Below are 25,964 nucleotides of genomic sequence, written 5' to 3' on the forward strand. Positions count from 1 at the left end.
ATCATATCAGCCATCCTCCTTGATTCTTACTCATCTCTGACTAAATCCACAAATGCTTTAGTGACATTGGTTTTTGTTAATCGGCCGACCACTTCTTGACCATCTTCACGTTCTACGACAACTGGAAGTGCATCGATCTGATTTTCGATTAACTTCGTTGCCGCATCGACTAATAAATCATCTTTATAACATATCTTAATTTTAGGGGTTCGTGTCATAATAATATGTACAGGTACATCTGACAACTCTTGATTTCCCATAGCTGCACGTAATAAATCTTTTCTAGACAAAACACCTACTAAATGTGCTTGATGATTCACGACAAATAACGTACCAACATCCTCCAAAAACATGGTTGTAATAGCATCATACACAGATACTTGATCATTGACAACCACTGGAACAGAATGTTGGTCTCTAACTTTTAACTTCTTTACTTGGTCTGAAATGATTTCACTACCTGTTTTCCCTGTATAAAAATAACCTACTCGAGGTCTAGCATCTAAAAATCCAGCCATCGTCAGAATCGCTAAGTCAGGGCGTAACGTTGCCCGAGTTAAATTTAAACGATCTGCGATATTTTCTCCAGTAATGGGTCCGTTTTCTTTTACAATTTCTATAATTTGTTCTTGTCGGTGTGTTAATTCCATTATTTTTACCACCTCTACAAAATCTGACATACTATATTTAAATATTATATACTAATTTATTGATCGAATAAAGAAAGAAAAATTCGCCCCTTAAACTTATTTAAGCTTCTAATCATGTAAAAAGCTTAAATCAATCAGTTTATGGACGAATGAGGTAGTAAAACTAAGTTTTACTTTATTCAAGTAAATGCATTTGATCAAGAAATCGTTTTGATTTAATTGGCATACCGCCAAACCTGTCATAATATTGATCTAAAAGCTCTCTAATAAAGACTAACGTTTTCTTTTTTATATTTAAATTACGGATACGCTTAATGCTCGTTTGACTCATCAGTTTTATAATTTTATGTATATGAGGTGTTAGTTTAAAATAATCTTCTGCACGATAAATGCACTGGTCACAAATAACGCCACCTTCAGTAATTGAAAAAGCAGCAATGGGTCTATCATCGTGACCATTAACACAAGTGTCTAAGACAGGTGCGAACCCTCCTACATAATACATCTTCAATTCAAACATCAGCGTGATCGCTTGTGGAGGGTCACCCTCTGATACTCGCTCTAAACTGACATATAATTCATCAAAAATATGCTTACTGGGTTCTCTCTCGTTTACGATTTTTGATAACAATTCACACATATAAGAAACATATGCTGTTAACATAATGTCTTCTCTTATATTCCTCATGCTGTGTATTATTTCGCCTTGATGAATTGTCCCTAGACCTTTACCTAATTGAATTAGAAAGGATCCATATATAAATGGCTGCGTAATAGCAGCCATTCGACTTTTAGACTTTTTAGCACCTCTTGCAACTGCACTAATTAAACCAAACTCCTTAGTGTATAACGTGACTATTTTGTTCGTTTCTCCGTAGTCTTTTGTTCTTAATACGATTCCCTCAACTTTTTCAAACATCCGTCTCCCATACCTTTATTGGTTATTATTTGCTAATGATGTCTTGGACTGATTTAAATCGCTCTTTTGGTGCGTACTTTTATAGGCTTCCTCCATTTGTTTCATCAATAAATACGTTTCAACACTACCAGTTTTACTAAAAACTTTCCAAGGTAAATCGATCATCAAAATCTCCACCTTTCAGATTTATTGATCACAAACAAATGTCCACTCTGCTTGATACACACTTTGTCAAATGTGTTTTCAATCAGGATGAAAACATTATGATTTAGTCATATTGTCTCTCATATAACGGACTTCATTAGTTAAAAAAATTACCAGTTGACATTAGTACTCATCTTCGTTATAGCCATAATCTTTTAAATGAGTCATTCGATTACGCCAATCTTTCTGAACCTTAACCCAAAGCTCTAAATAAACTCTGGAACCAAGCAAGCTTTCAATATCTTTACGTGCTTCTGTTCCGATTTGACGCAACATTTGACCTTGTTTACCTATTATTATTCCTTTTTGAGAAGACCGTTCCACAATAATCATAGCTTGTACATTGATGACATGGCTGTTTTCTTCTGGTTGTATACCCTCAATGACAACGGCTATAGAATGTGGTATTTCCTCCCTAGTATGATGCAAGACCTTTTCACGAATTAACTCACTAATAATAAATCGTTCTGGGTGGTCTGTAATTTGATCTTCCGGATAAAATTGAGGTCCTTCAGGTAAGTAACCTTCCATAACCTCTAATAGATGATTTACATTATTTCCGTTTAAGGCAGAAATTGGTATGATTTCCTGAAAATCAAGCTTCTCTTTATATAAACTAATAAGAGGAAGCAATTCATCAGGGTGAACTTCATCAATTTTATTAATGACAAGGAATATAGGTTGATTAACCTCTTTTAACTTATCTATAATAAATTGATCACCTTTGCCAAAACCTTCTTTTGCATTAATCATAAACATAATAAGATCAACTTCATTGAGGGTATTAATTGAAGATTGAACCATAAAATCTCCAAGTTTGTGCTTAGGTTTATGAATTCCAGGAGTATCAATAAAAACAAATTGAGAATGTTCAGTTGTGTATACGCCTTGAATTTTATTTCTTGTTGTCTGTGGTTTATCACTCATGATCGCTATTTTTGTCCTAACACATGGTTCAAAAAAGTTGATTTCCCAACATTTGGTCGTCCAATAATCGCTATAAATCCAGATCTAAAGTTGCCATTATTCATATTTTTGTCTCTCCTAGCTTGGTTTGATTTTATTTTACTATAAAGAAAAGAAGATTTCATTTTGTTCGACAAAAGATATCGATAAAAGACAAAAGAGTATTCTATAAATACGAATACTCCAAATTAAAAGAAAGTTATAACTTTAGGAACAAAGATAATCACACCTACAATGGCTGCAAAAATAGAAGCTAATAATACAGCCCCGGAGCTAATGTCTTTAATATTTCTAGCTTGTTCGTCACGTTCTTTAAACAAAAACGTCTGTTATATTTTCAATTGCTGTATTCAATGTTTCAGCTATCAAAACAACTGCTATTGCAAGTATGATAAATAACCATTCAATTGGTTCAATTTTTAACCATATTCCTGTGAATATGACTACTAACATGCTAACAATGTGTATTTTCATATTGAATTCAAGTTCTATTGCTTTATATATACCACGCAAAGCATGCTTAAAACCTATTTTACGCATCACGTTTCAAACCAAATTCTTCCAAAATATGTTCTTGCCTCTCAAACATTTCTTTTTCTTCTTCAACAGTTTGATGATCATAACCTAATAAATGTAGAAAACCATGCACAATCAAAAATCCTAATTCACGTTGATAGGAATGATTATATTCTTTTGCTTGTTCTTTAGCTTTCTCTAATGAAACAATAATATCTCCAAGATGTTCAGGTAAATTATCACCCACAATTTGAAGCTCTTCTTCACCTGTTTCTTGCATCGCAAATGAAATAACGTCTGTGGCAGTGTCTTTTTGTCTGTAATCTCTGTTAATACTCTGTATTTGTTCATTATTAACAAATGTAATGGATATTTCAGCTTCTGAGTTTACTTCTTCCATATCTGCTGCATAATTAAGTAAATCCCTAAGGAGCTTAAGCTCATCTTCAGTTACTTGGTTCATCTCATCAATAAAATCGATATTCATTTAGTGACCTCCTAGAGTTGACTGCAAATTTTTTTATCCTTAGGATAATCAATTCTTTGGTGGAAGATTCCATTTAACATATCACATATATCATTTTCGATTGTTAAAATTTCATCAATTGTTAAGTGACAATCGTTAAATTGTCCATCTAACAGACGATCATAAATTATAGTTCGCACTATTTTATGGATTTCTTCGTTAGTTGGGTGTTGCTTTGATCTCACAGCCGCTTCAACAGAATCACAGATATTAATAATTGCCGCTTCTTTTGACTGTGGGATTGGTCCATCATATCTAAAATTATCCTCATCCACGTTTGGTTGACGTTCTCTCGCCTTATGGTAAAAGAATTTTAAAAGCGTCGTACCATGATGCTCTTGAGCAATCTCGATGATTTCTTTAGGTAAACCGTATTCTTTTAATAGACGTGCAGAATCATTAGGATGCTGAAGAATGATTCTCGCACTTTCTTCAGGTGGTAATGAATCATGCGGATTATTTCCGCTTTGATTTTCAATAAACATATGAGGCTTAAGCGCTTTACCAATATCATGATAATAAGCTGCCACTCTTGCTAATAATCCATTAGCACCAATCGATTCACATGCTGATTCACTTAGATTTGCAACCATAACACTATGGTGGTAAGTTCCAGGTGCTTCAACTAGCATTTTACGTAGCAAAGGATGATTCGGATTAGATAATGTTAATAGCTTACTCTCTGTTAACATGTTAATGCCGCTTCAATTAACGGTAAAATGCCTAAACGTTAGAATAACTGCCAATAAAACCGAAACCATCGAAAATACAAGGGATAGCATAAACTCCGGCGTCATGGCCATCCATGTATTCCAAGGCTCCAATTCAAATATAGTCACTAAAATTAAATGAACAGATATTAAGGATGTAGCTGTTTTAAGTAATGTCTTTCGATCTTTAATTGATTGAAACATAAAAACAGCAAACCATTGCGAAAGTAATAAATAAACAAACAGCTGATACATATTAAAATCGGTAGTCATAAAAATAAAACTACCGTAGATTGACGTCACAACTGATGTCATTAATGCGAAGCGTTCTGTCATGAAGTGCTTAACTAAAATTGAAAAAGCAGCAATTGGAGTCAAATAAAAGATATTTGGTAAGTCGAGGCTAATAACTTGTAAGGCATACATGGTTAATAGCAAGCCAGTTCCAAGAAACGTGAACGTTATAGCTTCTTGTTTAGACCAGCTTTCCTTTTGTTTCACTTCAATATGTAATACAAATCCTAATAGTATACCAATACTAATACCTATAAGAAATTCATTGAAAGTAACTAAGCTTTGAATATAATGAAGAATCATAAATGCGATAAACAAAGTTGGTGTAATGAAAATTGAAAGCAAATCACTATATTTTAGTTTACGTACATTAAATAAAACTAATGGTTTATGACGATTTACTAATTTCATCAATTACACCAACTTTACCACATTATTTTTCGTATGCTTCAATTACTTTTTGAACGAGTGGGTGTCTGACCACATCTGAACCTTTTAAATAATTAAAAGAAATTCCATCAATGTTACTTAGTCGGTCTTCTGATACTTTAAGACCTGAAGTAACACCTTTAGGTAAATCAATTTGTGTAATATCCCCTGTAATGACCATTTTAGACCCAAATCCTAAACGTGTAATAAACATTTTCATTTGTTCTGGCGTTGTATTTTGAGCCTCATCTAAAATGACAAATGCATCATCTAAAGTACGTCCTCGCATATATGCTAATGGAGCAATTTCAATTGTTCCTCGTTCTAATAACCTGGCTGTATGTTCTGCCCCTATAACATCATGAAGGGCATCATATAATGGTCTTAAATAAGGATCGACTTTCTCTTTTAAGTCGCCAGGTAGAAAACCTAAGCTTTCACCAGCTTCAACAGCAGGTCGAGTTAAAATTAATCGTTTAACATCTCCATTTCTTAAGGCCTTAGCTGCCATTACAACTGCTAAGTACGTTTTACCTGTACCTGCCGGGCCAATCCCAAAGACTAAATCTCTTTTTTTAATCGACTGTACATAGTCGCGTTGACCTAATGTCTTTACACGTATTGGCTTGCCTTGTTGGTTTTTTGTAATTTCATCCTCAAATAAAGTTTCAAATTGTTCAATCTTTCCTGACTTAGCTAGCTCTAATCCATATATGACATCACGCTCAGTGATGTTAATTCCTTTCTTAATAACATTTAAAACTGATTCTAATAATGAAAAAACGATATCAACATCTTTTTCTTCACCGTTAATTTTAATTGTCCACCACGAGTGATGATTTTAACGGGAATAAAATGTTCGATTTGTTTTATATGACGATCATTAGTGCCAAACAGATTCAATGTATCTGAATGATCCTCTAAATGTAAGTCAATCGTTTTTGTCGTCTCTGCCATACATCAGTCTCCTTGATCAATAATTTGTTCTTTGGTGATATCCTCTAATACTTTAACAAACATTTCTAATTTTACTTTATCATTGTCCTTTTTCTGGTGCAAAACTTTTTGGTACAGCACTTCAACCGATTGTCCTAGTTTCCTTTTTAATTGCTCTTCGATAACTTCATCGATCACTTGTTCATCTTCAATTGTTTCAACTGAAACATCCTCAGGATAATAGTGCTTCTTATTTATAGAAAAAGGCGTTTCCCATATTAAAAAGTAAATGGATTTAGATTCCTCTAATAATAACCTTTTTTGATCTGACTTATTGAAAAACCATGAATGATTGCCAAATCCTAGGCCGTATTTCGTTTCAACATCATCTATAAGGTCCTTCTTTTCACTAGCTAAATTGATCGTGCCTGTTATATTATACCAAACTTCTGCAATAACTTCCCCTTCCGAGTAGGTATAAACATCATTTTCATCATCCAAATTACCAGAAACCAATAAATCCCCTTTTTTCACAACATCATTAACTCGTACGAGTGGCCGTCCACTTTGAACATACATTTTTTGATGGTGCCTGAATTAGTTGCTACTAAGTTACTTGGCTCTCGATCAGCCTTAACTGTATTATTTTTATTTTCCTCGATCATTATGTGAAATGATGTGCCTGTCCTTTTATTCCCACATAAGAAACTTCCTCTACTTTATTCATAATTTCTCTTTCAATGGAACTAATGGATTCCATATTTTGAATAAACGAACCTCGATTCATTCCTAAAGTTTCAATTAGTTCACTAACTTCATACCGTACTTCTGGTGAGCCCCCTTGAATATCTACCTTCCATATCATGTTTGATAATAGGAATATGAATCCAATGACTAAACATAAGCTAAAAAGATTGGGGCAATTTTCTTTCTTTTTGGTAATAATGAGGTGCACCGCCTCTCTTTTGAAATGATATTTTGCATTTAAAGTCTTTCCTAACAGGTTTTAACTTCAATGCATCAATATATTTCATTCTTAGTGTAATGGTAGATGAATCTATTTTCTTTACATTGTAAAAAGGCACTCCATTCCTGTGTAAATGATTAAGCATTTGACCAGGCCTGTTCCCCGTAATTTTGACATCAACGTAACCGTTTATAAATGATTTACTAATGGTCGTCCCCTCCAATCTCTTTATTTTTTATGCTGAACGTTATAAATTTTACCTTCGATAACAATCTCTTTCTTTAATAAGTTCTTGATGACCAAATTCTCACCATGTACTCTAATCAGTCCGTTTTGTTGCTTTACTTCAATTAAGTCAGATTCAAAAGTAACAAGTCCATTATGATTTTCTATGTATAAATGAATATCACCCACTAACGTAATGCGTGGGTAGTCATAAACGATATCAGCTGGTAGTTGTAATCGCCCTGTTAACCATTGATTTATATGTTTGCGCATAGGCTTCATTCAAAATCCCCCTATCATCACCAATTTATGAAAGAACTTATAAATGTATCACTATATCTAGGTAGAATAATTGAAAATTATTAGCGCTTTAACTGAATTTGAACGTTGAGGTCAGAAATTGAAGGCATAAAAAAACAGGATTGTGTATTCACAACCCTGTTTTTGAATTATCGATTTTGTTTAGCTTTTGGCTTTCCTAAGACTTCACTCATAATTAAGCTTTCTACTAATCGCCGGTTATTTAAATTTCTACGTATCGATACATTTTCAACTGTTTGCCTATCCTTATTGTGAATAGAGCTTTGTTTAATTTTATCAAGGTTTTTATCTGTTTTGCTTTGTTCTCTTCTCTCTCTTGATTCCTGTAATTGCTCATACCATTGATTGGTTTGATCAATTTGAACTTCATCATCTTCATCTGAACTGGATGAAGAAATGGTATCGATACTAACTTTTGCCGGTTTGGAGTCTGACTTTTCATAAGTGACTGGTTTTGGCCTCTCAGATCTAACTGGGCCAGCATCTTCATTGTCACCCGACTTTTTAAACAAACTCATGATACCCGCAAGAATCGCTATTAAAAAGACGATATTATCAAATATTAAATCAATAAACCCCATCATTATCACCTAACCAATCGGGATTATTTTTGCTCATCTGTATGATCATCGTCATCTTTATTAAGTTTACTAATCATGTCGCGCATATCTGTATCAGCTAATACGTTTTTATAGTTAACATAATCCATTACACCCATATTGCCACTGCGTAATGCCTCAGCAAGTGCTAAAGGTACTTCTGCTTCTGCTTCTACAACGCGCGCCTGCATCTCTTGAACTTTAGCAATGTTCTCTTGTTCTTGAGCAACCGCCATTGCACGTCGTTCTTCTGCTTTTGCTTGAGCAATGTTTTTATCTGCTTCTGCTTGGTCCATTTGTAGCATAGCTCCGATGTTTTTACCAATATCAACATCAGCTATATCAATTGATAAGATTTCAAATGCAGTACCTGCATCTAGACCTTTCGATAATACATTTTGAGAGATCAAATCTGGATTTTCTAGTACTTCACCATGGCTCTTAGATGAACCAATTGTACTTACAACACCTTCACCAACACGTGCAATAACAGTATCTTCACCTGCACCACCGACTAAACGATCAATGTTTGCACGAACCGTAATTCTAGCTTTTGCTTTAACTTCAATACCATCCATTGCGACACCTGCGATAAATGGTGTTTCAATCACTTTTGGATTAACGCTCATTTGAACGGCTTCTAATACGTCACGACCTGCTAAGTCAATTGCAGCACAACGTTCGAAGCTTAATTCAATATTTGCACGGTGAGCAGCAATTAGCGCGTTTACCACTCGGTCAACATTACCACCAGCTAGATAATGACTCTCTAATTGGTTCGTTTTACGTCTAACCCAGCTTTATGTGCTTTAATTAGTGGGTTGATGACCATTCTTGGTACAACCCGGCGTAACCTCATCCCAATTAAAGTAAAAATGCTAATACGTACACCAGCAGCTAGTGCACTAATCCATAGCATGACTGGTACGAAAGTAAATAAAATAGCAATGGCAATAATTATAACTGCCACAATAATGAGTGGAAATAATTGTTCAGTCCCCATTCATAAACTCCTCCTACATATTTTTTTATGATTGAATTTCTCGAACAACAACTCGAGAACCTTCAACTTTAACAATTTCAACTTCTGCATCTCTCGAAATAAATGAACCTTCTGAGACCACATCAAGTCTTTCACCATTAAACACTGCCGATCCAGACGGCCTTAAAAACGTTAATGCGCGGCCTCTTAAACCGATTAAATCCATGCGGTTCTCATTTGAAACATAACCTAATTCTGACTTAGTCGAATCTGATAACACGATATGCCTTAATATTCCTTTATTAAAATCTAATTTTCTAAATAAAACAATCGCTAGAACTATTGATACTAGTAAAGCGACTCCGATACTAAATGCCATGTGCCCCATATCTGCACCAGATACTAATAACGCACCTAATATGGCACCACCGCCAATAATTCCTAAAATTCCACTTGGGACAAAGATCTCCAGTATAATACATATGAGCCCAACTAATAATAATATAACTGACTCATACCCAGCTAAACCTGCCACTAAGTGTCCATAGAAAAATAATATTAAGGAGACTAATCCTAATATTCCCGGTATACCGAATCCTGGTGAATATAATTCCACAATTAGTCCAATACTTGCAATTGATAAAAGGATTGGAATGACAACCGGATTAGTAATAAATCTCGCAATATGTTCAGATATGGTTAATTCTGCTTCAGTGACTTTTGGGTTGTTAATATCAAGTTGGTCAAACAACGCTCGTCTGTCTTCTGCAATCCCCTCTGCATATCCAACTTCAACAGCTTCTTCCGCACTTAACGTTAAAAATTCACCCTCAGGTGCGCCATATTCAGGTAAGTCGATACTAGAGTCTGCCATAGCTTCAGCATAAATTGGATCTCTTCCATTTGCTTCAGCCGATGCCCTCATGGCTTTAATCCAATCAGATTGCGCTTTTTACTTGCCGCATTACCGTCAGAGGTAATGACTCCAGCTGCCCCCATTCTAGCGTTTTGGCTTAAAATAAATTTTATCAGCATTAAGCGCTATGTATGAACCAGCAGAGGCAGCTTGGTTGATGACATAAGCCGTGGTAGGTATATCAGTTCCAGTAATTAAATTCGCTATGTCATTTGCTGAATCAACACGTCCGCCTGGAGAATCAATCTCAAATACAATTAAATCAGCAAAGCTGTCTTCAGCTTCTTTAATTGACCTCTCTAAGAAAGCAACTAACCCTTGTTCAACATCATTCTTAACTGGTATGACGTGAATAGATGTAGAATCATTATGTTGATCGGCATCAACTGATAATTGATTCAGCCATAAGAAAGAACACATTAAGATGATAAACGTATAGAACCTTTTTTCTCATTTGCTCCCCCCTTTCTCTCTATTATCCTAAACATTAATACGAAATAGCAACCAATTTCGTTTCAAAAATAAAATACCTAACTAAAAACAAATTAAAAAACTTGTTTAAAAGTTAGGTATTTTACTCTTAGTCATTATTGTAAATGGTTCATGACCAATTTATTTACTTTAGAGCCATCTGCTTGACCTTTAACTTTAGGCATTACGGCACTCATCACTTTCCCCATATCTTGTTTGGATGTAGCACCAACTTCATTAATTGTGTTAATGATAATTTGCTCTAGCTCTTCATCAGTCAACTGCTCTGGTAAATAAGCTTGAATAATTTCTAATTCTTGCTCAGTTTTCTCTGCTAGATCATCACGATTGGCATTCTTAAACTCCTGGAGGGAATCTTTTCTTTGCTTTACTTCACGCGTTAAAACTTGCATTTCATCGCCTTCAGATAACTCTCCGCCTTTTTTGATCGCTTCATTCTGTAATGAAGACTTAACCATGCGAATAACAGCGAGACGATCTTTTTCCTTGTTCTTTAATGCTTGTTTCATATCTTGATTCAAACGTTCAAGCAAAGTCATTCCATGTTACACCCTCTTCTATTTTTTACGCTTTCTAGCAGCTTCTGACTTTTTCTTTCTACGTACGCTAGGCTTTTCGTAGTATTCACGCTTACGATACTCAGACAACGTGCCGTTCTTTGAAACACTACGTCTGAAGCGTCGAAGAGCATCTTCAATCGACTCATTCTTTTTAACGCGAGTTGTATTTGACATGCTCAACCCTCCCTCCAAATAAACACAAAATAAAACATCGTGTGCCCTTATGCACATCTTTAGTTATTATATTAAACATTTCTACAAAAATCAATATCCATCAAATTTTTATTCATGTTTAGACCACTTTTCCATAAGATTAAATGAGGTGTTGAAGCATGTACAATATTATAATGCAGGTTTTCTTACTTATAGGAATTTTCTTATTTGGAATTACTGTCATGAGACTAGGTATAAAAGGGTTGACCTATCAACAACTTGAAAAATTAAGACCAAACTTATCACCATTTAATGGGCTATTGTTAGGTCTATTCTTAACCTTAATTCTTCAAAGTAGTTCTGCTTCAATAGCATTACTCATCACGTTTTTTAGCTGCGCTGAAAACAAATCTGCCTTTTTCAATTAGTTATTTAATCGGAGCAAATATTGGGACAACCTTTACGGCACAACTATTTGTTTGGAATGAAGTTCATCTCATGTTTTTATGTCTGCTCGTAGGCTTTTTCATGATCTTTATTTCAAATCAAAAATATTGTTAGCTGGATTAATTATTTTTGGGCTTGGAGTTATTTTCAGTGCATTAAATGGTTTTGAAAGCTTAGCTAATATTATTCCTACTGAACGTATTCAATATATTGTTAATTCTGAGCATAATACGCCTTTATCTCTATCAATCTTTGGGATGTTATTTACTATGATTATACAATCATCTACAGTTGCAACTGGGATGTTAATGAGCTTTTCGAGCGAAGGAACGGTTCCATTAATACAAATTTACTATGTTCTAATCGGAGCGAATATTGGGACGTGCTTTACCGTTTACTTAGTGTCACTTAAACAACCATACCATGCTAGAATAACAGCTTATGCACACATTTGGATAAATGTCTTAGGGGCTATAATTACGTTCCCTATTTTATTGCGAACCCAATCATACATTTTGCAGAATGGGTCTCAGCAGTTCCGCAGCAACAAATCGTATGGACCGCGGTTGGTTATAACGTGTTAACAGGGATTTTGTTCTTCATTTTCATGAAACCATTTATTAAATTATTAACGTTTATACACAAACCACCGGAAAGCCCAAACCATTCTACCAGAATAGTCATTAATAATAATATTTAGTAAAAAGGTGACCCCGAGATGGGATCACCTTTTCTAATTAATAATCACTATTTGACGTTTCGCCTTTTACAATTTCAACGCCTGATGAAGCACCTATACGTGTTGCTCCTGCATCAATCATAGCGTTAGCATCTTCTAAACTCCTTACGCCACCTGAGGCTTTAACGCCCATTTCAGGTCCAACTGTTAATCTCATTAAACGAACATCTTCAACGGTTGCACCGCCACCTGAGAATCCAGTTGACGTCTTAACAAAATCGGCTCCTGCCTTTTTAGCAAGTTCACATGCTTTTACTTTTTCTTCTTTAGTTAAAAGTGACGTTTCAATAATTACTTTAACAAGTGCTTGGTCTTTTGCAGCATCAACCACCGCTTGGATATCACGTTCAACTTCTTCATAACGGTTATCTTTAAGTGAACCAATGTTGATTACCATATCCACTTCAGTAGCACCATTTTCAATTGCTTGTTTAGTTTCAAAAGCTTTTGTTTCTGAAGTTGTTGCTCCTAGTGGGAATCCAATTACTGTACATACTTTTACATCTGATTCTTTTAATAACTCATGACAATGTGAAACCCATGTTGGATTTACACAAACCGATGCAAAGCTATTTTCTTTAGCTTCTTTACAAATTTGGTTAATCTTTTCCGCCTGAGTTTCAGGCTTTAATTGAGTATGGTCAATCATGGATGCTAAATTCGTTTTTGTCATGTTCATACACTCCTTATTGATTAACTGCCTTTTAATTGGGGCATCATCCATTACGCGTACAAATTCTGCTTCATTATATGGATAGCCAGCTTTTTTAACTTTCACTCTAACAATCTTTCCTACCATATCTTCAGTTGCAGGGAATACAACTTTTAGGTAATTATCAGTATAGCCTTCATATAGTCCACTTTCAGGATCGCGTTTGTACTTTTCTTCAGGTATAACTTCTAATACTTCATCTTCATACTGTGATGCGTATTCTTTAGCTTGCTGGTTTGATAACTCAATTAGTTGACGTACGCGTTCGTGTTTGATCTCATCATCGATTTGGTCTTTCATACGTGCAGCAGGAGTACCAGTACGCTGTGAATAAGGGAACACATGAAGTTCAGAAAAACCAATCTCTTGAATTGAACGATATGTTTCCATAAATTCTTCTTCAGTTTCACCCGGGAATCCAACAATTACATCAGATGTAATGGCTAAACCTGGTAAGGCTTCTTTTACTTTTTTGACACGTGACATATAAAATTCCATCGTGTACTTTCTGCGCATACGTTTAAGCACGGTGTCAGAACCAGATTGTAACGGGATGTGTAGATGACGTACTACCTTTTCTGACTGGTCTAAAACCTCGATTACTTCATCTGAAATTTGGCTAGCTTCTATTGATGAAATTCGAATTCTTTTAAGACCAACTACTTGAGACTCTAAGTCGCGTAGTAACTGTGCTAAATTATAGTCTTTTAAGTCTTCTCCGTATCCACCTGTGTGAATACCCGTTAGAACAATTTCTTTATATCCAGCATCTACTAATTGCTGAGCTTGTTTAACGACTTCCTCAGGTGGACGAGAACGCATTAACCCTCTAGCCCAAGGAATGATGCAAAATGTACAGAAGTTATTACAACCTTCTTGGATTTTTAATGATGCTCTTGTACGATCTGTAAATTGTGGTACATCCATTCTTCGAACACACGAGTTTTCATAATGTTTTTAACACCATTAATTGGCTCGCGATCTTGTTTGTATTGTTCTATGTACTCAAGCATTTTACGGCGTTCTTGTGTACCAATCACAATATCGACACCAGGGATTTCCATAATTTCATCTGGGGACGTTTGTGCATAGCAACCTGTAACACAAATGACCGCTTCAGGGTTCTTTCTGACGGCACGACGTATTACTTGGCGACTTTTACGATCACCAGTGTTTGTTACAGTACACGTATTAATCACGTAAACATCAGAACGTTGGTTAAAATCAACGCGCTCATAATCATGTTCTTTAAAAAATTGCCAAATGGCTTCTGTTTCATAATGGTTTACCTTACACCCTAAAGTGTGAAACGCAACAGTAGTCACACTTCGCACCTCCATTCTTCAAAATAAAATGAAATAGCTGATAAAGCATATAATGGCGCTGTTTCTGTTCTCAATATTCTTGGGCCAAGTCGAATAGACTGACAGTTATGGTCACTTAAGAACTCGATTTCTTGATCAGAAAATCCACCTTCAGGGCCAATTATTATTAAAATGTGGTCTCCCTTTTCAACTTGATTGATCATATTTCTAAATTTAAGTGAACAGTTCTTGTGGTCTTTTGCGACTAGTTCACTAGCAACCCAAAGGTGATCATACTAGGGTTATTAAATAGTTCCTTTAAGGTTAGTTTCTGATTAATTGTAGGGATGACAGACCTATGTGATTGTTCACTTGCTTCCTTAGCAATTTTCTCAAGTCGTTCTAGCTTTTTTGTTCCTTTTTATGATCCCATTTTACAATAGTACGATCCATTTGTAATGGAATAAAATGCTCAAGTCCTAGTTCTGTTGACTTTTGGACTATTAAGTCTAATTTATCACCCTTAGGCAATCCTTGTGCTAATGTCACCTTAACAGGTAATTCTTGATTTTCGTTTAATTTTTTAATAATTAAACATTCTACCGTTTGATCCTGAATGTCATGAACTTCACAAACATAAGACACACCATTTGTAACACAAATAATGGAGTGTCCTTCTTTCATGCGCATGACATTTACAATATGGTGATAGTCATCACCTTTAATAACTAAATTTTGCTCAGACCATTGATGGGATGGAACGAAATAACGTTGCATAATTTAAACCTCTTTTATTCAGGCTTTTTGCTACGATTGAAATCCAATCCTCCATTGCATTCACTTCCACAATGTCAAATCCAATTGATGTTAATGCATCTTTCACATCATTTTTCTTACCTTGAATTATACCTGAAGTAATAAAATAACCACCTGGTTTCACTTTACTGAAGGCATCGTCAATAAATTCTAAAATAATCTCAGCTAAAATATTAGACACAATGACATCTGCACCAGCTTCAACATCTTCTAACAGGTTATTCTGTTTAGCTTCGATGCGGTCTTGTACTTGATTTAGTTTAACATTATTTTGCGTACTTTTAACAGCTACTTCATCTAAGTCATAAGCTTTGATATGTCTAGCACCTAACAGCGCAGCAGCAATGGTTAAAACACCTGAGCCAGACCCAACGTCATAGACTATATCCCCTTCATCAACATATTGTTCCAATGCTTGTATAGATAATACAGTTGTTGGGTGTGTACCAGTACCAAAAGCCATACCTGGGTCTAGCTCTATGATAATTTCATCACTGCTGACAGGTTCGTATTCCTCCCAGGTCGGTATAATGGTAATTTTTTCAGATATTTTAACTGGCTTATAATACTTTTTCCAAGCGGTTGCCCAATCTTCCTCATTAACCTCTGAAATCGTTACATTGTTTTTACCAATATCAATACCATATTTAACTAGGTTACTGATGGCTAGCTTAATTTCATCTACTGTTTCACCTAAAAAACTATTAACTGGAAGGTACGCTTTAATATATACGCCTTCTTCAGGATATTGATTAGGGTCAAGTTCATATATTGTTCCGAATAGCTTAACATCGTCCTTTAGATATAAATCTTGTGGATCTTCAATAACGACTCCGCTTGCTCCCGCTTCATGAAGAATGTTAGAAATCGGTTCTATTGCTTCGTTTGTGGTGTGAACTTTTAACTCGGACCACTTCATACGAATCACTCACTTCGACTTTTTTTAACCTGATAAACATTACCCTTTAAAGGCGCGTTTCATTCGCTGAAATAGATTATCTTGTTGTTCATCTAATGACTCATCGCCACTTAATTCATGGAATTCTCTTAGTAATTCTTTTTGCTTGTCATTTAATTTCTTAGGCACAATTACTTTTACTAAAATATGCTGGTCACCTTGACCATGTCCATGAACATTAGGTGCCCCTTTGCCTTTTAGTCTAAAATGCGTGCCCGTTTGTGTACCAGCTGGTACTTTTAATTTAACGCGGCCATGCACAGTCGGTACCTCTATTTCGTCACCGAGTGCAGCCTGGGTAAATGTAATAGGCATTTCACAGAGAATATCGTCACCGTCACGCTCAAAGAATTCATGTCGTCTGACACGAATAACAACATATAAATCACCTGAAGGTCCTCCGTTAACCCCAGGTCCACCTTGACGAGTAACACGAATTTGCTGTCCATCATCCACACCAGCAGGAATGCGAATATCAATTTTCTTGCGAGTTTTTACTTTCCCATCTCCACCGCATGTGTTACATTTTTCTTCAACTTGCTTACCGCTTCCTTGACAATGATGACAAACTCTACGGTTCACGACTCTACCAAATGGAGTATTTTGTTCCACGTTTAACTGACCTGTGCCATTACAGTGCTGACATGTATGAACGGATGTTCCTGGTTTCGCTCCAGAACCATCACATGTGTCACACGTTTCTTCTTTTGGTATTTCGATTGTAGTTTCCTTACCAAAAATCGCTTCTTCAAAATCAATTTCCATTGTATATTGTAAGTCCTGACCTTGTCTTGGGGCATTTGGGTCACGGCTTCTTCTTCCGCCACCCCCGAAGAACATATCAAAAATATCACCAAAATCACCAAAGTCTTCGAAGCCACCAAAGCCACCTTGACCTGCACCTTGCTGTGTCCCTGCGTGGCCAAATTGGTCATACTGCTGACGTTTTGGGCATTACTTAATACTTCATAAGCCTCTTTGACTTCCTTGAATTTATCTGCTGCGTTTTCTTCTTGACTCACATCTGGATGATACTTTCTGGCTAGTTTACGGTATGCTTTTTTAATTTCATCTTTTGATGCATCCTTTGATACACCAAGCACTTCATAATAGTCTCGTTTACTCAACCTCTGATCACTCTCCCGTACCTTATCGCATAAATTTTATCATAACATTACAGTCTAAGTTACTGCAATTCATTAAGTGATTATAAGAATATTTAGAATCAAACCTTAAAATCATATTGTGCTGAAAAAAGTCAAAGCCAAGAATGCCCTGACTTTGACTTTTTAGTACATTATTTTTATCGTCTTCGTTTACTTCTTCATAGTCAGCATCAACAACTTCATCGCCTTCATCAGTTTTACCTTGTTCTTGCTGAGCTTGTTGTTGTGCTTGTTCATAAAGCTTTACAGAAAGGTTTTGAACTTCTTGTTCTAAAGCTTCTTTCTTAGCTTTAATATCTTCAAAATCTTCGCCTTCTAAAGCTTTTTTAAGTTCTTCTTTTGCATCCTCTGCTTTTTGTTTCTCTTCATCAGTGACATTGTCGCCTAAATCTTTAATCGTCTTATCTGTTTGGAAGACTAACTGATCCGCCTCGTTACGAAGTTCGATTTGTTCACGGCGCTTCTTATCTTCTTCCGCATTTTCTTCTGCTTCCTTAACCATTTGTTCAACTTCTTCATCTGATAGACCTGAAGAAGATTTGATTGTAATAGACTGTTCTTTGTTTGTACCCATATCTTTAGCACTTACGTTAACAATACCATTGGCATCAATATCGAATTTAACTTCGATTTGAGGTACACCACGAGGCGCTGGTGGAATATCCGTTAACTGGAAACGACCAAGTGTTTTGTTATCTTGAGCCATTTCACGCTCACCTTGCAAGACGTGAATGTCTACAGCTGTTTGGTTATCTGCAGCTGTTGAGAACACTTGTGAGTGACTAGTTGGAATTGTTGTATTACGTTCAATTAGCTTAGTTGATACGCCGCCCATTGTTTCGATACCTAATGATAGTGGTGTTACGTCTAATAGAACAACGTCTTTAACGTCACCTTGAAGAACGCCACCTTGAATAGCTGCACCTAAAGCTACAACTTCATCTGGGTTTACACCTTTAGAAGGTTCTTTTCCAACTGATTTTTCAATAGCTTCCTGAACTGCTGGAATACGAGTAGAACCACCTACTAAAATAACTTTATCAATTTCTGAAGCACTCATATCTGCATCTTTTAACGCTTGACGTGTAGGTTTCATTGTTCTTTCTACTAAATCAGAAGCTAACTCTTCAAATTTAGCGCGAGTTAAGTTCATCTCTAAGTGTAATGGCCCAGCATCACCAGCTGTGATGAATGGTAAAGAGATTTGTGTCTGCGCAACACCTGAAAGATCTTTCTTAGCTTTCTCAGCTGCGTCTTTTAAGCGTTGTAATGCCATTTTATCTTGAGAAAGGTCAATGCCATTTTCTTTCTTGAATTCTTCTACCATATGGTTAATAATGACTTGGTCAAAGTCGTCACCACCAAGTTTGTTATCACCAGCAGTAGAAACAACTTCAAACGTACCGTCGCCAATATCTAGAATTGATACGTCAAAAGTACCGCCGCCTAAGTCATATACTAGAACTGTTTGGTCTTGATCCTGATCAATTCCATAAGCTAATGCTGCAGCAGTCGGCTCGTTAATAATACGTTCAACTTCTAATCCTGCAATTTTACCTGCATCTTTAGTTGCTTGACGCTCAGCATCGTTGAAATAAGCAGGTACGGTAATAACTGCTTTAGTTACTTCTTCGCCGAGGTAATCTTCAGCGTAAGATTTAATGTGTTGTAAAATGATTGCTGAGACTTCTTGAGGAGTATATTCTTTTCCTTCAATTTCCTCTTTATGATCAGTTCCCATGTGACGCTTAATTGATTGAATCGTATTTGGGTTAGTTATTGCTTGACGTTTTGCTACTTCACCAACCTGACGCTCACCATTTTTAAATGAAACAACTGATGGTGTCGTACGATTTCCTTCTGGATTTGGGATGACTTTAGCTTCGCCACCTTCCATAACTGCTACACATGAGTTTGTTGTACCTAAGTCAATACCGATAATTTTACTCATTATTAAATCCTCCCTTATTCATAACGTCAATTATTGTTTATTATTCATTAACCTTAACCATTGCTGGTCGGATAACCCGATCCTTTAATTTATAGCCTTTTTGTAAGACTTCTACAATTTGATTTGATTCATAACCTTCCTCACTTACTTGCATGACAGCTTGATGCATATTGGGATCGAATTCTTCATTCTCTGCTTGAATTTCTTCAACCCCTGCTTTTTCAAGTGCTTGATTTAACTGGTTATAAACCATTTTTACTCCATCGACAAACGACTGACTACCTTCACCACTGACTTCTGTCTGTAGGGCTCTTTCAAAGTTATCTAAAACAGGTAAGATTTCACCTACAAGTTCCTGTGACTTATATTTCAAGTCGTTTTCGCGTTCTTTCTGCGTTCGACGACGGAAATTATCAAAGTCAGCCTGAGTTCTTAAGTATTTATTTTTTAATTCCTCATTTTCGGTTTCAAGTTGTTTAACTTGGTCTTTTAGTGATTCCTGTTCTGAATCTTGTGATTCATTAACAGATTCATTTTGATCATTTTTAGGCTCTTCATTTGTCAATTCTTCTTGTTGTTCTTGATTCATTGTTTTTTCATCCATTTCGTCACCTCCAGCGAATTCCCTTCCATTTCCAATTGTTAAATATACCATTAATTTTAAAAATGACAAGTATTTAACCGCAATAAAACTTGGCCACGCATAAGCCAAGTTTTATTACCTTATAACGGTAAATAATTAACACATGACACTAACAATATAAGCATTTCCTCTTTTACTAGTCATTAAACCAGGTTTGCAGTGTCTTCGTCATTTGACCACTCCATAAATCCAGGATCGAAACGGCCTTTGCATAATCCATGCGAGTTGGCCCAAGTAATGCAATTGTACCAACTTGGTCGTCATCTAATGAATAAGTAGCTGTAATTAGTGTACAATTATTCATTTCTTTGATTTTGTTTTCCCGGCCAATATAAATATGCAAACCTTCATCTTCACTTTTTAGAACTGGTGCAATTTGCTCTTCACTTTCCATAATGTCAAATAGTGATCTAATTTTATCGACATCTGTAAATTCAGGTTGGGTTAATATATTTGTTTTACCACTTACATAAAGGTTGGTCGGCTGTTCTGTAAATAAGGCCTGATTAAGTAACTGATATGATTTTTGAAAATCACTAGTATACTTTTTCAATAACCCTTTTACTTCAGTATCTATAAATCTGTCTAAATAAATAATTGGAACACCGCTTAACTTTTCATTTAAGATATTAACCGTTTTCTCTAAATCTGAATGGTCTAAATCTTTTGGAATAGCAAATGAACGATGCTCAACATGTCCTTTATCCGTAATCAAAATCGCAATTGCTGATTGATTATTTAAAGGAACAATTTGAAGTTGTTTTAATTTCGTTTCATATACTTGGGGCCCTAATACAAGTGTTGTATATCTCGTCAACTCAGATAGAATATGAGCAGAATTTTGCATCACTCGTTCTAGCTCCATCATTCTTTCACTAAAAGATTGTTGAATCTGATTGACCTCATGATTAGATAATTTAAGTGGTGACATAATGTGATCCACATAATAACGATACCCTTTTTCAGAAGGAATTCGTCCTGAAGATGAATGAGTTTTTTCTAAAAAACCCATGTCTTCTAAATCCGCCATTTCATTCCGGATTGTAGCAGGGCTAAAAGAAACTTGCTCTTTCTTAGCAATATTACGAGAACCAACAGGCTGAGCTGACTCAATAAAGTCATCAACAATCACTTTTAATACTAGTAGTTGACGATTTGTTAGCATAATCTATCACCCCTGTTAGCACTCAATTGATTCGAGTGCTAATTCTAATAATAAATTATCAAAATCATATAAACCTGTCAATTATTAAAGACTTTTTTATATGTCTGTTCATCCAATAAAAATGATGCAAAGACATCATTACCAAACATCATACCATCTTTGGTAAGGAAGATTCGCTCATTTTGTTTCTCAATCCAGCCTTTCTGTAATAAATCTTGTATTTCCCTCTTATATAACTCATACATTGAAACACCGTACTTTTTAGTAAAACTTCGGTTATCAACTCCTAGTGCTCTTCTTAACCCTAAGAACATCTCTTCTTCAATTTTTTCTTTTAAGGTAATAGGGTCAACGTGTAATATTGGTTTTTTCCTTTTTCGATTGCTTCATTGTAATGGTTAACAGGTCTTATATTGACATAACGTTCTTCATTAACGTAACCATGAGCACCGGCTCCAAATGCATAATACTCCTCATTATTCCAATAAGTTAAATTATGTCTACTTTCATAGCCTTCTTCAGCATAATTACTTATTTCATAGTGTGATTTACCAGCTTGCTCCATCATCTCCATGAGCATAGACAACATTTCTGCCTCGTCCTCTTCTGGGGGTTTAGTTAACTTACCTTGCTGATGTCTCATATGAAATACCGTTCTAGGTTCTATTTGAAGTGCATAAGCTGAGTAGTGAGGCAAATCAAAGTCTAATGCTAAATTTAAGGTTTTCTTAAAGTGTTCGATTGATTGATCTGGTAATGCATATATAAAATCCATACTAATATTATTTAGATTGAACCCCTTTAACATTCTTACCGTATTTTGTACATCATCAACAGTATGATTACGGTTTAACATTTTCAGAAAATCATCATCTAACACTTGTACACCTAATGACACGCGGTTAATCCCATAATCTTTCATAACTTTAACATGTGATTCTTCAAACTCTCCAGGATTTGCTTCAATTGTAAACTCTTCAACTTGTTTTACATCAATGAACTTATGAATCGACTTCATTAAATATTCAAGTTGTTCCGAATTCAGACTAGTAGGTGTCCCTCCACCTAGATATATAGTTCGAGGTGAAATTTTTTGATTTCCTAAGTAAAATTCCATCTCTTTCCTTAAGTTCTTAAGATATTGATCTGCCAAATCACGATTATAATATATTTTAGCAAAATCACAATAATGGCAAATCTCATGACAAAAAGGAATGTGTATATATACTGAACGATCCATTTTGCCACCTCCTTTAACACAAGATAAAAGGGCTGACCATTTGGCCGCCCTTAAGAATCATCATCCATTTCTAAAACAGACATAAATGCTTCCTGTGGAATTTCAACTTTACCAACCATTTTCATACGTTTTTTTTACCTTCTTTTTGCTTTTCAAGAAGTTTTCTTTTACGCGAAATGTCTCCGCCATAACATTTAGATAATACGTTCTTACGCATGGCTTTGATGGTTGTTCTTGCAACCACTTTATTTCCAATTGCCGCCTGGACTGGTACTTCGAATTGCTGTCTAGGAATAATCTTCTTCAATTTCTCGGCAATATGTTTCCCGCGATGGTAAGCAAATTCACGGTGAACGATAAATGATAACGCGTCAACCGGTTCACCATTCAGTAAGATATCCATTTTAACTAAATTAGATGGTTTATAGCCACTTAATTCATAATCAAACGAAGCATAACCTTTAGTCTGAGATTTTAATTGGTCAAAGAAATCATAAACAATTTCAGATAAAGGAATTTCATATACAATATTTACACGATTATCGTCTAAATATTGCATATCAATGAATTGGCCGCGCTTCTTCTGACAAATCTCCATAACTGGACCAACAAAATCATTTGGGACCATCACAGTAGCCTGAACAAATGGTTCACGTACCTCTTTAACATTTTTAGTTTCTGGCATTAGTGAAGGATTTTCAATGTTAATCATTTGACCGTCATTTAATTCTACTTCATAAATAACACTTGGAGCTGTAGTTATTAAATCAATATTGAATTCGCGTTCGATTCGTTCTTGAATAATTTCCATATGCAATAAGCCTAAGAATCCACAACGAAAGCCAAAACCTAGTGCTTGCGATGTTTCTGGTTCATATTGTAAAGATGAATCATTTAATTCCAAACGCTCTAATGCTTCACGTAAATCGTTGTAATTATCAGCATCTACCGGGAATAAGCCGCAATATACCATCGGGTTTAAACGCTTGTACCCTGGTAATGGTTCGGCAGCAGGATTGTTCTCTAATGTAATAGTGTCACCAACACGTGAGTCTCCAACATTCTTAATGGAAGCCGTTAAGAACCCGACATCTCCTACCGATAATTCTTTCTTACTAATAGGTTTAGGTGTAAAAACACCAAGTTCATTAACTTCGAAGGTTTTACCTGTTTGCATCATTTTGATTTGATCGCCAACTTTAACGCTACCTTCTTTCACACATATGTAGGCGATGACACCTCTATAAGGGTCATATAACGAATCAAAAATAAGTGCTTTGTTGGTTTTTCAGGTTTACCTGCTGGAGCAGGAATATCTGTGACGATTCTCTCTAAGATTTCATCAATTCCAACTCCATCTTTTGCTGAAGCTAGAATTGCATCGTCAGCATCTATACCTATTACGTCTTCTATTTCTTGTTTTACTCGATCAACATCGGCACTTGGCAAATCAATTTTATTGATCACTGGAATAATTTCTAAATCATTATCAAGTGCAAGATATACGTTGGCCAACGTTTGAGCTTCAATACCTTGAGCAGCATCAACTACTAGTAGAGCACCTTCACAAGCGGCCAAACTTCTCGAAACTTCATATGTAAAATCGACGTGTCCAGGTGTATCAATTAAATGAAATAAATAGTCTTCACCATCGTTTGCTCCGTATTTAAGCTGTACGGCATTAAGTTTAATGGTAATTCCACGTTCACGTTCTAAATCCATTGCATCAAGAAACTGTTCTTTCATTTCTCGATCAGTCAGAGCTTTCGTTTTCTCTAATATTCGATCTGCTAATGTTGACTTCCCGTGGTCAATATGGGCGATAATCGAAAAATTTCGGACATTCTGTTGTTTAGTCAACTTTCATCACTCCTGTTTCTACGTCCAATAACACTAGCTCGATTATAGCAATTGAGCCTATATTATTCAATCTTTTACTGAGCAAAAAGAAACCCACCTACAAAGGTGAGTTTCTTTACAAAACTTAATCGTCAGTATTTAATCAAAAAACATGGCACTAAATCGATAAAGGAATTGGAAGATGACTGAGAATAATGTTTTAACGACATCTTCTAAAAATACCGCAATGCTATAAAACGAACTGGATTTAGATTCTACATCATCACTCAAAACTTGATCATGAACGTCATTAAATGATTCCTCTGTCACGCTAGACTGATTAAAATCAGCCTCTGTTTCTATAATATTTTGCTCTGGCTCAGCATGGTTATTAGCCGTTTGCATCCCTAAGTAAAAGATAAAAAAGCAGACGATTACCCAAAATAATACTCTCATCATCATCCTCCTTTAATTATTGATTTACTGCGCCTTCTTGCTCAAAATAATACTCACCAAATGCTTCTGCTAGCGCATCAATCGCAAAATTTAGCTCATCAAAGTTATTCTCGATCCCACCAACTTCAACGATCACCGCTTTATTAGATAAATCCTGGTTATAAACACCGTTTGTTCCTGGACCTTCATTTATAATAACGCCACGCTTAAGCCGGGATATTTACTTTCAATTAAATCATGGAGTTTAGATGCAAATTGTAAATTCTTTTCATGATTTTTGTTTTCGCCGCCTACCACGAAAGCGAGGCGAGCTACTGATTTACCGTTGATTTTTGCAGTTGTCTTACTTCTAGGCATGGCATCTCTATGAATATCAATAAGGTATTTCATGTCATTATTCTTACTCATAACCTCTTTTACAATATTTCTGGAATAATCATAGGATTTGCCGTAACCACCCGGTGGTAACTGTTTCCAATAATCTGTACGATCAATATACGGATTTAATCCAAATGCCTTAAGTTTATCTCCAAATCTTTTGCTGAGCTGCATCACGTTTTTAGTTTCATGATATACCGTATTAATTGAAGTACCTTCTGGTAAATGCGGTAAGAAGGATTCTCGATTGTGAGTGGTATATACAAGTATGTTTTCATCATCAACATTTACTTGAGGTTGTTCTTCTTGAGGATCTGATTCTTGATTATCAAACATGTAATCTGGCGGTTCAGTTTCTATAACTGTTGAAAACATATTGGTTCCCTCACCAGCGATGGCAATGGTGCTATTTGTGTTCGGAAATCTTGGTAATTCATGCCCAAATAACAATCGCGTATCTTGATAGGGCAAATTCGTAAAGATTGGAAAAGCGAAACTGGATAATGTTAGAGGTTCGGTGTGTTGGTCGTTCAGCCCGTCCAAAATCGGTTGATCGATTGTCATAAAAATGAATAGGAAGCACCGTCGATTTGATTGAGCCAACCTTCTAAAAAAGTTCGTCGATGCTTCACTAAATGGTTTTATAGAAAAGATTGGTACAAACAAGATTAAACAAATAAAGAAGACTTGAAATAATAGAAAAGGGTGTTTCTTAACTTTTTGTAACTTGGACCAATTTATTTGGAACTTTTTATTCATACACCTTTTCAACCTTTCTACTGAAG

At 35.6% G+C, this 25,964-nt stretch carries 24 protein-coding genes and 11 pseudogenes; 3 read left to right on the forward strand and 32 right to left on the reverse strand.

Annotated elements, in window-relative coordinates:
- Positions 1-26 precede the first annotated feature (26 nt).
- From ccpN to rpsU, 19 genes and pseudogenes are all read right to left on the reverse strand, one after another.
- Entirely contained in the window at positions 27-650 is a 624-nt protein-coding gene (gene ccpN / locus JCM13188_RS06705) for a transcriptional regulator CcpN (RefSeq protein WP_279401507.1), read from the reverse strand.
- A 175-nt stretch (positions 651-825) separates the two neighbouring features.
- Positions 826-1,569: a DNA repair protein RecO gene (gene recO / locus JCM13188_RS06710; RefSeq protein WP_054752999.1), complete on the reverse strand. Its 744-nt coding sequence runs from the start codon at positions 1,567-1,569 to the stop codon at positions 826-828.
- A gap of 15 nt (positions 1,570-1,584) precedes the next feature.
- Entirely contained in the window at positions 1,585-1,734 is a 150-nt protein-coding gene (locus tag JCM13188_RS18355; protein ID WP_279401508.1) for a YqzL family protein, read from the reverse strand.
- 162 nt (positions 1,735-1,896) lie between these two features.
- A pseudogene (gene era / locus JCM13188_RS06715) lies at positions 1,897-2,804 on the reverse strand (GTPase Era).
- 123 nt (positions 2,805-2,927) lie between these two features.
- Positions 2,928-3,059 carry a diacylglycerol kinase gene (locus tag JCM13188_RS20595; protein ID WP_369404865.1) on the reverse strand — a complete coding sequence of 44 codons (132 nt, stop codon included), beginning with the start codon at positions 3,057-3,059 and terminating at the stop codon, positions 2,928-2,930.
- Complete coding sequence (locus tag JCM13188_RS06720; RefSeq protein ID WP_279401521.1) at positions 3,052-3,279, reverse strand: diacylglycerol kinase family protein; 228 nt, start codon at positions 3,277-3,279, stop codon at positions 3,052-3,054. Before JCM13188_RS06720 ends, JCM13188_RS20595 begins: the two co-directional genes overlap by 8 nt.
- Entirely contained in the window at positions 3,272-3,742 is a 471-nt protein-coding gene (ybeY, locus tag JCM13188_RS06725; protein WP_054753003.1) for an rRNA maturation RNase YbeY, read from the reverse strand. Before ybeY ends, JCM13188_RS06720 begins: the two co-directional genes overlap by 8 nt.
- An 11-nt stretch (positions 3,743-3,753) precedes the next feature.
- Positions 3,754-4,473, reverse strand: coding sequence for an HDIG domain-containing metalloprotein (locus tag JCM13188_RS06730; RefSeq protein ID WP_054753005.1), 720 nt, complete (start codon positions 4,471-4,473; stop codon positions 3,754-3,756).
- A gap of 12 nt (positions 4,474-4,485) precedes the next feature.
- Complete coding sequence (locus JCM13188_RS06735) at positions 4,486-5,196, reverse strand: hypothetical protein (RefSeq protein WP_054753006.1); 711 nt, start codon at positions 5,194-5,196, stop codon at positions 4,486-4,488.
- Positions 5,197-5,218: 22 nt separating this feature from the next.
- A pseudogene (locus JCM13188_RS06740) lies at positions 5,219-6,171 on the reverse strand (PhoH family protein).
- Between the two features lie 3 nt (positions 6,172-6,174).
- Positions 6,175-6,729, reverse strand: coding sequence for a sporulation protein YqfD (locus tag JCM13188_RS06745; protein ID WP_279401509.1), 555 nt, complete (start codon positions 6,727-6,729; stop codon positions 6,175-6,177).
- An 85-nt stretch (positions 6,730-6,814) separates the two neighbouring features.
- Positions 6,815-7,262, reverse strand: a pseudogene (locus JCM13188_RS20600) (sporulation protein YqfD).
- Between the two features lie 83 nt (positions 7,263-7,345).
- A complete protein-coding gene (gene yqfC, locus JCM13188_RS06760; RefSeq protein ID WP_054753014.1) occupies positions 7,346-7,624 on the reverse strand; it encodes a sporulation protein YqfC in 279 nt (92 codons plus the stop codon).
- Between the two features lie 167 nt (positions 7,625-7,791).
- Complete coding sequence (locus JCM13188_RS06765; RefSeq protein WP_054753016.1) at positions 7,792-8,244, reverse strand: YqfB family membrane protein; 453 nt, start codon at positions 8,242-8,244, stop codon at positions 7,792-7,794.
- Between the two features lie 23 nt (positions 8,245-8,267).
- Positions 8,268-9,265: pseudogene (floA, locus tag JCM13188_RS06770) on the reverse strand (flotillin-like protein FloA).
- A 25-nt stretch (positions 9,266-9,290) separates the two neighbouring features.
- A complete protein-coding gene (locus tag JCM13188_RS21755; protein WP_439646619.1) occupies positions 9,291-9,470 on the reverse strand; it encodes an NfeD family protein in 180 nt (59 codons plus the stop codon).
- A gap of 102 nt (positions 9,471-9,572) precedes the next feature.
- Positions 9,573-10,580: pseudogene (locus tag JCM13188_RS21760) on the reverse strand (NfeD family protein); the annotation flags it as partial.
- A 167-nt stretch (positions 10,581-10,747) separates the two neighbouring features.
- The gene (locus JCM13188_RS06780) at positions 10,748-11,191 is read right to left on the reverse strand and encodes a GatB/YqeY domain-containing protein (RefSeq protein WP_054753018.1); all 444 of its coding nucleotides are present in this window, start codon (positions 11,189-11,191) and stop codon (positions 10,748-10,750) included.
- An 18-nt stretch (positions 11,192-11,209) separates the two neighbouring features.
- Complete coding sequence (gene rpsU / locus JCM13188_RS06785) at positions 11,210-11,386, reverse strand: 30S ribosomal protein S21 (protein WP_054753022.1); 177 nt, start codon at positions 11,384-11,386, stop codon at positions 11,210-11,212.
- Between the two features lie 158 nt (positions 11,387-11,544).
- Between rpsU and JCM13188_RS06790 the strand changes: the two genes are divergently transcribed.
- Genes JCM13188_RS06790 through JCM13188_RS06795 form a run of 3 tightly spaced genes read left to right on the forward strand, consistent with a single transcriptional unit; the run spans position 11,545 to position 12,396 of the window.
- Positions 11,545-11,793 (forward strand): hypothetical protein, encoded by a 249-nt coding sequence (locus tag JCM13188_RS06790; RefSeq protein WP_054753025.1) that lies wholly within the window; start codon positions 11,545-11,547, stop codon positions 11,791-11,793.
- Positions 11,794-11,800: 7 nt separating this feature from the next.
- Positions 11,801-11,926, forward strand: a complete 126-nt coding sequence (locus JCM13188_RS20610) for a hypothetical protein (protein WP_369404873.1) — start codon at positions 11,801-11,803, stop codon at positions 11,924-11,926.
- On the forward strand, positions 11,872-12,396 hold the full coding sequence (locus JCM13188_RS06795) for a Na/Pi symporter (RefSeq protein ID WP_054753026.1): 525 nt from the start codon (positions 11,872-11,874) through the stop codon (positions 12,394-12,396). Before JCM13188_RS20610 ends, JCM13188_RS06795 begins: the two co-directional genes overlap by 55 nt.
- Before the next feature lie 153 nt (positions 12,397-12,549).
- Here JCM13188_RS06795 and deoC read toward each other — a convergent pair whose 3' ends face one another.
- The 13 genes and pseudogenes from deoC to spoIIP form a co-directional block, all read right to left on the reverse strand.
- Positions 12,550-13,275, reverse strand: a complete 726-nt coding sequence (gene deoC, locus JCM13188_RS18360; protein ID WP_369404874.1) for a deoxyribose-phosphate aldolase — start codon at positions 13,273-13,275, stop codon at positions 12,550-12,552.
- A pseudogene (gene mtaB, locus JCM13188_RS06800) lies at positions 13,267-14,588 on the reverse strand (tRNA (N(6)-L-threonylcarbamoyladenosine(37)-C(2))-methylthiotransferase MtaB); the annotation flags it as partial. The pseudogene mtaB and the gene deoC, both read right to left, overlap by 9 nt.
- The gene (locus JCM13188_RS20615; RefSeq protein ID WP_369404868.1) at positions 14,585-14,791 is read right to left on the reverse strand and encodes an RsmE family RNA methyltransferase; all 207 of its coding nucleotides are present in this window, start codon (positions 14,789-14,791) and stop codon (positions 14,585-14,587) included. The gene JCM13188_RS20615 and the pseudogene mtaB, both read right to left, overlap by 4 nt.
- Before the next feature lie 41 nt (positions 14,792-14,832).
- Positions 14,833-15,344, reverse strand: a pseudogene (locus JCM13188_RS06805) (RsmE family RNA methyltransferase).
- Positions 15,307-16,302: a 50S ribosomal protein L11 methyltransferase gene (gene prmA / locus JCM13188_RS06810; RefSeq protein WP_054753028.1), complete on the reverse strand. Its 996-nt coding sequence runs from the start codon at positions 16,300-16,302 to the stop codon at positions 15,307-15,309. The pseudogene JCM13188_RS06805 and the gene prmA overlap by 38 nt, the downstream one beginning before the upstream one ends.
- A gap of 39 nt (positions 16,303-16,341) precedes the next feature.
- Positions 16,342-17,468 (reverse strand): annotated as a pseudogene (gene dnaJ, locus JCM13188_RS06815) (molecular chaperone DnaJ).
- A gap of 22 nt (positions 17,469-17,490) precedes the next feature.
- A complete protein-coding gene (gene dnaK, locus JCM13188_RS06820; RefSeq protein WP_279401511.1) occupies positions 17,491-19,458 on the reverse strand; it encodes a molecular chaperone DnaK in 1,968 nt (655 codons plus the stop codon).
- Positions 19,459-19,498: 40 nt separating this feature from the next.
- On the reverse strand, positions 19,499-20,062 hold the full coding sequence (gene grpE / locus JCM13188_RS06825; RefSeq protein ID WP_054753064.1) for a nucleotide exchange factor GrpE: 564 nt from the start codon (positions 20,060-20,062) through the stop codon (positions 19,499-19,501).
- Between the two features lie 175 nt (positions 20,063-20,237).
- Positions 20,238-21,266: a heat-inducible transcriptional repressor HrcA gene (hrcA, locus tag JCM13188_RS06830; protein ID WP_054753030.1), complete on the reverse strand. Its 1,029-nt coding sequence runs from the start codon at positions 21,264-21,266 to the stop codon at positions 20,238-20,240.
- A 77-nt stretch (positions 21,267-21,343) separates the two neighbouring features.
- Positions 21,344-22,506 (reverse strand): annotated as a pseudogene (gene hemW, locus JCM13188_RS06835) (radical SAM family heme chaperone HemW).
- Between the two features lie 50 nt (positions 22,507-22,556).
- Positions 22,557-24,366 (reverse strand): annotated as a pseudogene (gene lepA / locus JCM13188_RS06840) (translation elongation factor 4).
- 138 nt (positions 24,367-24,504) lie between these two features.
- Positions 24,505-24,801, reverse strand: a complete 297-nt coding sequence (locus JCM13188_RS06845; protein ID WP_054753032.1) for a hypothetical protein — start codon at positions 24,799-24,801, stop codon at positions 24,505-24,507.
- A 16-nt stretch (positions 24,802-24,817) separates the two neighbouring features.
- Positions 24,818-25,938 (reverse strand): annotated as a pseudogene (gene spoIIP / locus JCM13188_RS06850) (stage II sporulation protein P).
- Positions 25,939-25,964 lie beyond the last annotated feature (26 nt).

The sequence above is a fragment of the Piscibacillus salipiscarius JCM 13188 genome (assembly GCF_001311865.1).
Classification (GTDB): Bacteria; Bacillota; Bacilli; order Bacillales; family Alkalibacillaceae; genus Piscibacillus; species Piscibacillus salipiscarius.

Excerpts from the sequence above, each read along its gene's own strand:
- ccpN (WP_279401507.1), bottom strand. The coding sequence starts at position 650 with ATGGAATTAACACACCGACAAGAACAAATTATAGAAATTGTAAAAGAA.
- recO (WP_054752999.1), bottom strand. The coding sequence starts at position 1,569 with ATGTTTGAAAAAGTTGAGGGAATCGTATTAAGAACAAAAGACTACGGA.
- JCM13188_RS18355 (WP_279401508.1), bottom strand. The coding sequence starts at position 1,734 with ATGATCGATTTACCTTGGAAAGTTTTTAGTAAAACTGGTAGTGTTGAA.
- JCM13188_RS06720 (WP_279401521.1), bottom strand. The coding sequence starts at position 3,279 with ATGCGTAAAATAGGTTTTAAGCATGCTTTGCGTGGTATATATAAAGCA.
- ybeY (WP_054753003.1), bottom strand. The coding sequence starts at position 3,742 with ATGAATATCGATTTTATTGATGAGATGAACCAAGTAACTGAAGATGAG.
- JCM13188_RS06730 (WP_054753005.1), bottom strand. The coding sequence starts at position 4,473 with ATGTTAACAGAGAGTAAGCTATTAACATTATCTAATCCGAATCATCCT.
- JCM13188_RS06735 (WP_054753006.1), bottom strand. The coding sequence starts at position 5,196 with ATGAAATTAGTAAATCGTCATAAACCATTAGTTTTATTTAATGTACGT.
- JCM13188_RS06745 (WP_279401509.1), bottom strand. The coding sequence starts at position 6,729 with ATGTATGTTCAAAGTGGACGGCCACTCGTACGAGTTAATGATGTTGTG.
- yqfC (WP_054753014.1), bottom strand. The coding sequence starts at position 7,624 with ATGAAGCCTATGCGCAAACATATAAATCAATGGTTAACAGGGCGATTA.
- JCM13188_RS06765 (WP_054753016.1), bottom strand. The coding sequence starts at position 8,244 with ATGGGGTTTATTGATTTAATATTTGATAATATCGTCTTTTTAATAGCG.
- JCM13188_RS21755 (WP_439646619.1), bottom strand. The coding sequence starts at position 9,470 with ATGGATTTAATCGGTTTAAGAGGCCGCGCATTAACGTTTTTAAGGCCG.
- JCM13188_RS06780 (WP_054753018.1), bottom strand. The coding sequence starts at position 11,191 with ATGACTTTGCTTGAACGTTTGAATCAAGATATGAAACAAGCATTAAAG.
- rpsU (WP_054753022.1), bottom strand. The coding sequence starts at position 11,386 with ATGTCAAATACAACTCGCGTTAAAAAGAATGAGTCGATTGAAGATGCT.
- JCM13188_RS06790 (WP_054753025.1), top strand. The coding sequence starts at position 11,545 with ATGTACAATATTATAATGCAGGTTTTCTTACTTATAGGAATTTTCTTA.
- JCM13188_RS06795 (WP_054753026.1), top strand. The coding sequence starts at position 11,872 with ATGTCTGCTCGTAGGCTTTTTCATGATCTTTATTTCAAATCAAAAATA.
- deoC (WP_369404874.1), bottom strand. The coding sequence starts at position 13,275 with ATGGATGATGCCCCAATTAAAAGGCAGTTAATCAATAAGGAGTGTATG.
- JCM13188_RS20615 (WP_369404868.1), bottom strand. The coding sequence starts at position 14,791 with ATGATCAATCAAGTTGAAAAGGGAGACCACATTTTAATAATAATTGGC.
- prmA (WP_054753028.1), bottom strand. The coding sequence starts at position 16,302 with ATGAAGTGGTCCGAGTTAAAAGTTCACACCACAAACGAAGCAATAGAA.
- dnaK (WP_279401511.1), bottom strand. The coding sequence starts at position 19,458 with ATGAGTAAAATTATCGGTATTGACTTAGGTACAACAAACTCATGTGTA.
- grpE (WP_054753064.1), bottom strand. The coding sequence starts at position 20,062 with ATGGATGAAAAAACAATGAATCAAGAACAACAAGAAGAATTGACAAAT.
- hrcA (WP_054753030.1), bottom strand. The coding sequence starts at position 21,266 with ATGCTAACAAATCGTCAACTACTAGTATTAAAAGTGATTGTTGATGAC.
- JCM13188_RS06845 (WP_054753032.1), bottom strand. The coding sequence starts at position 24,801 with ATGAGAGTATTATTTTGGGTAATCGTCTGCTTTTTTATCTTTTACTTA.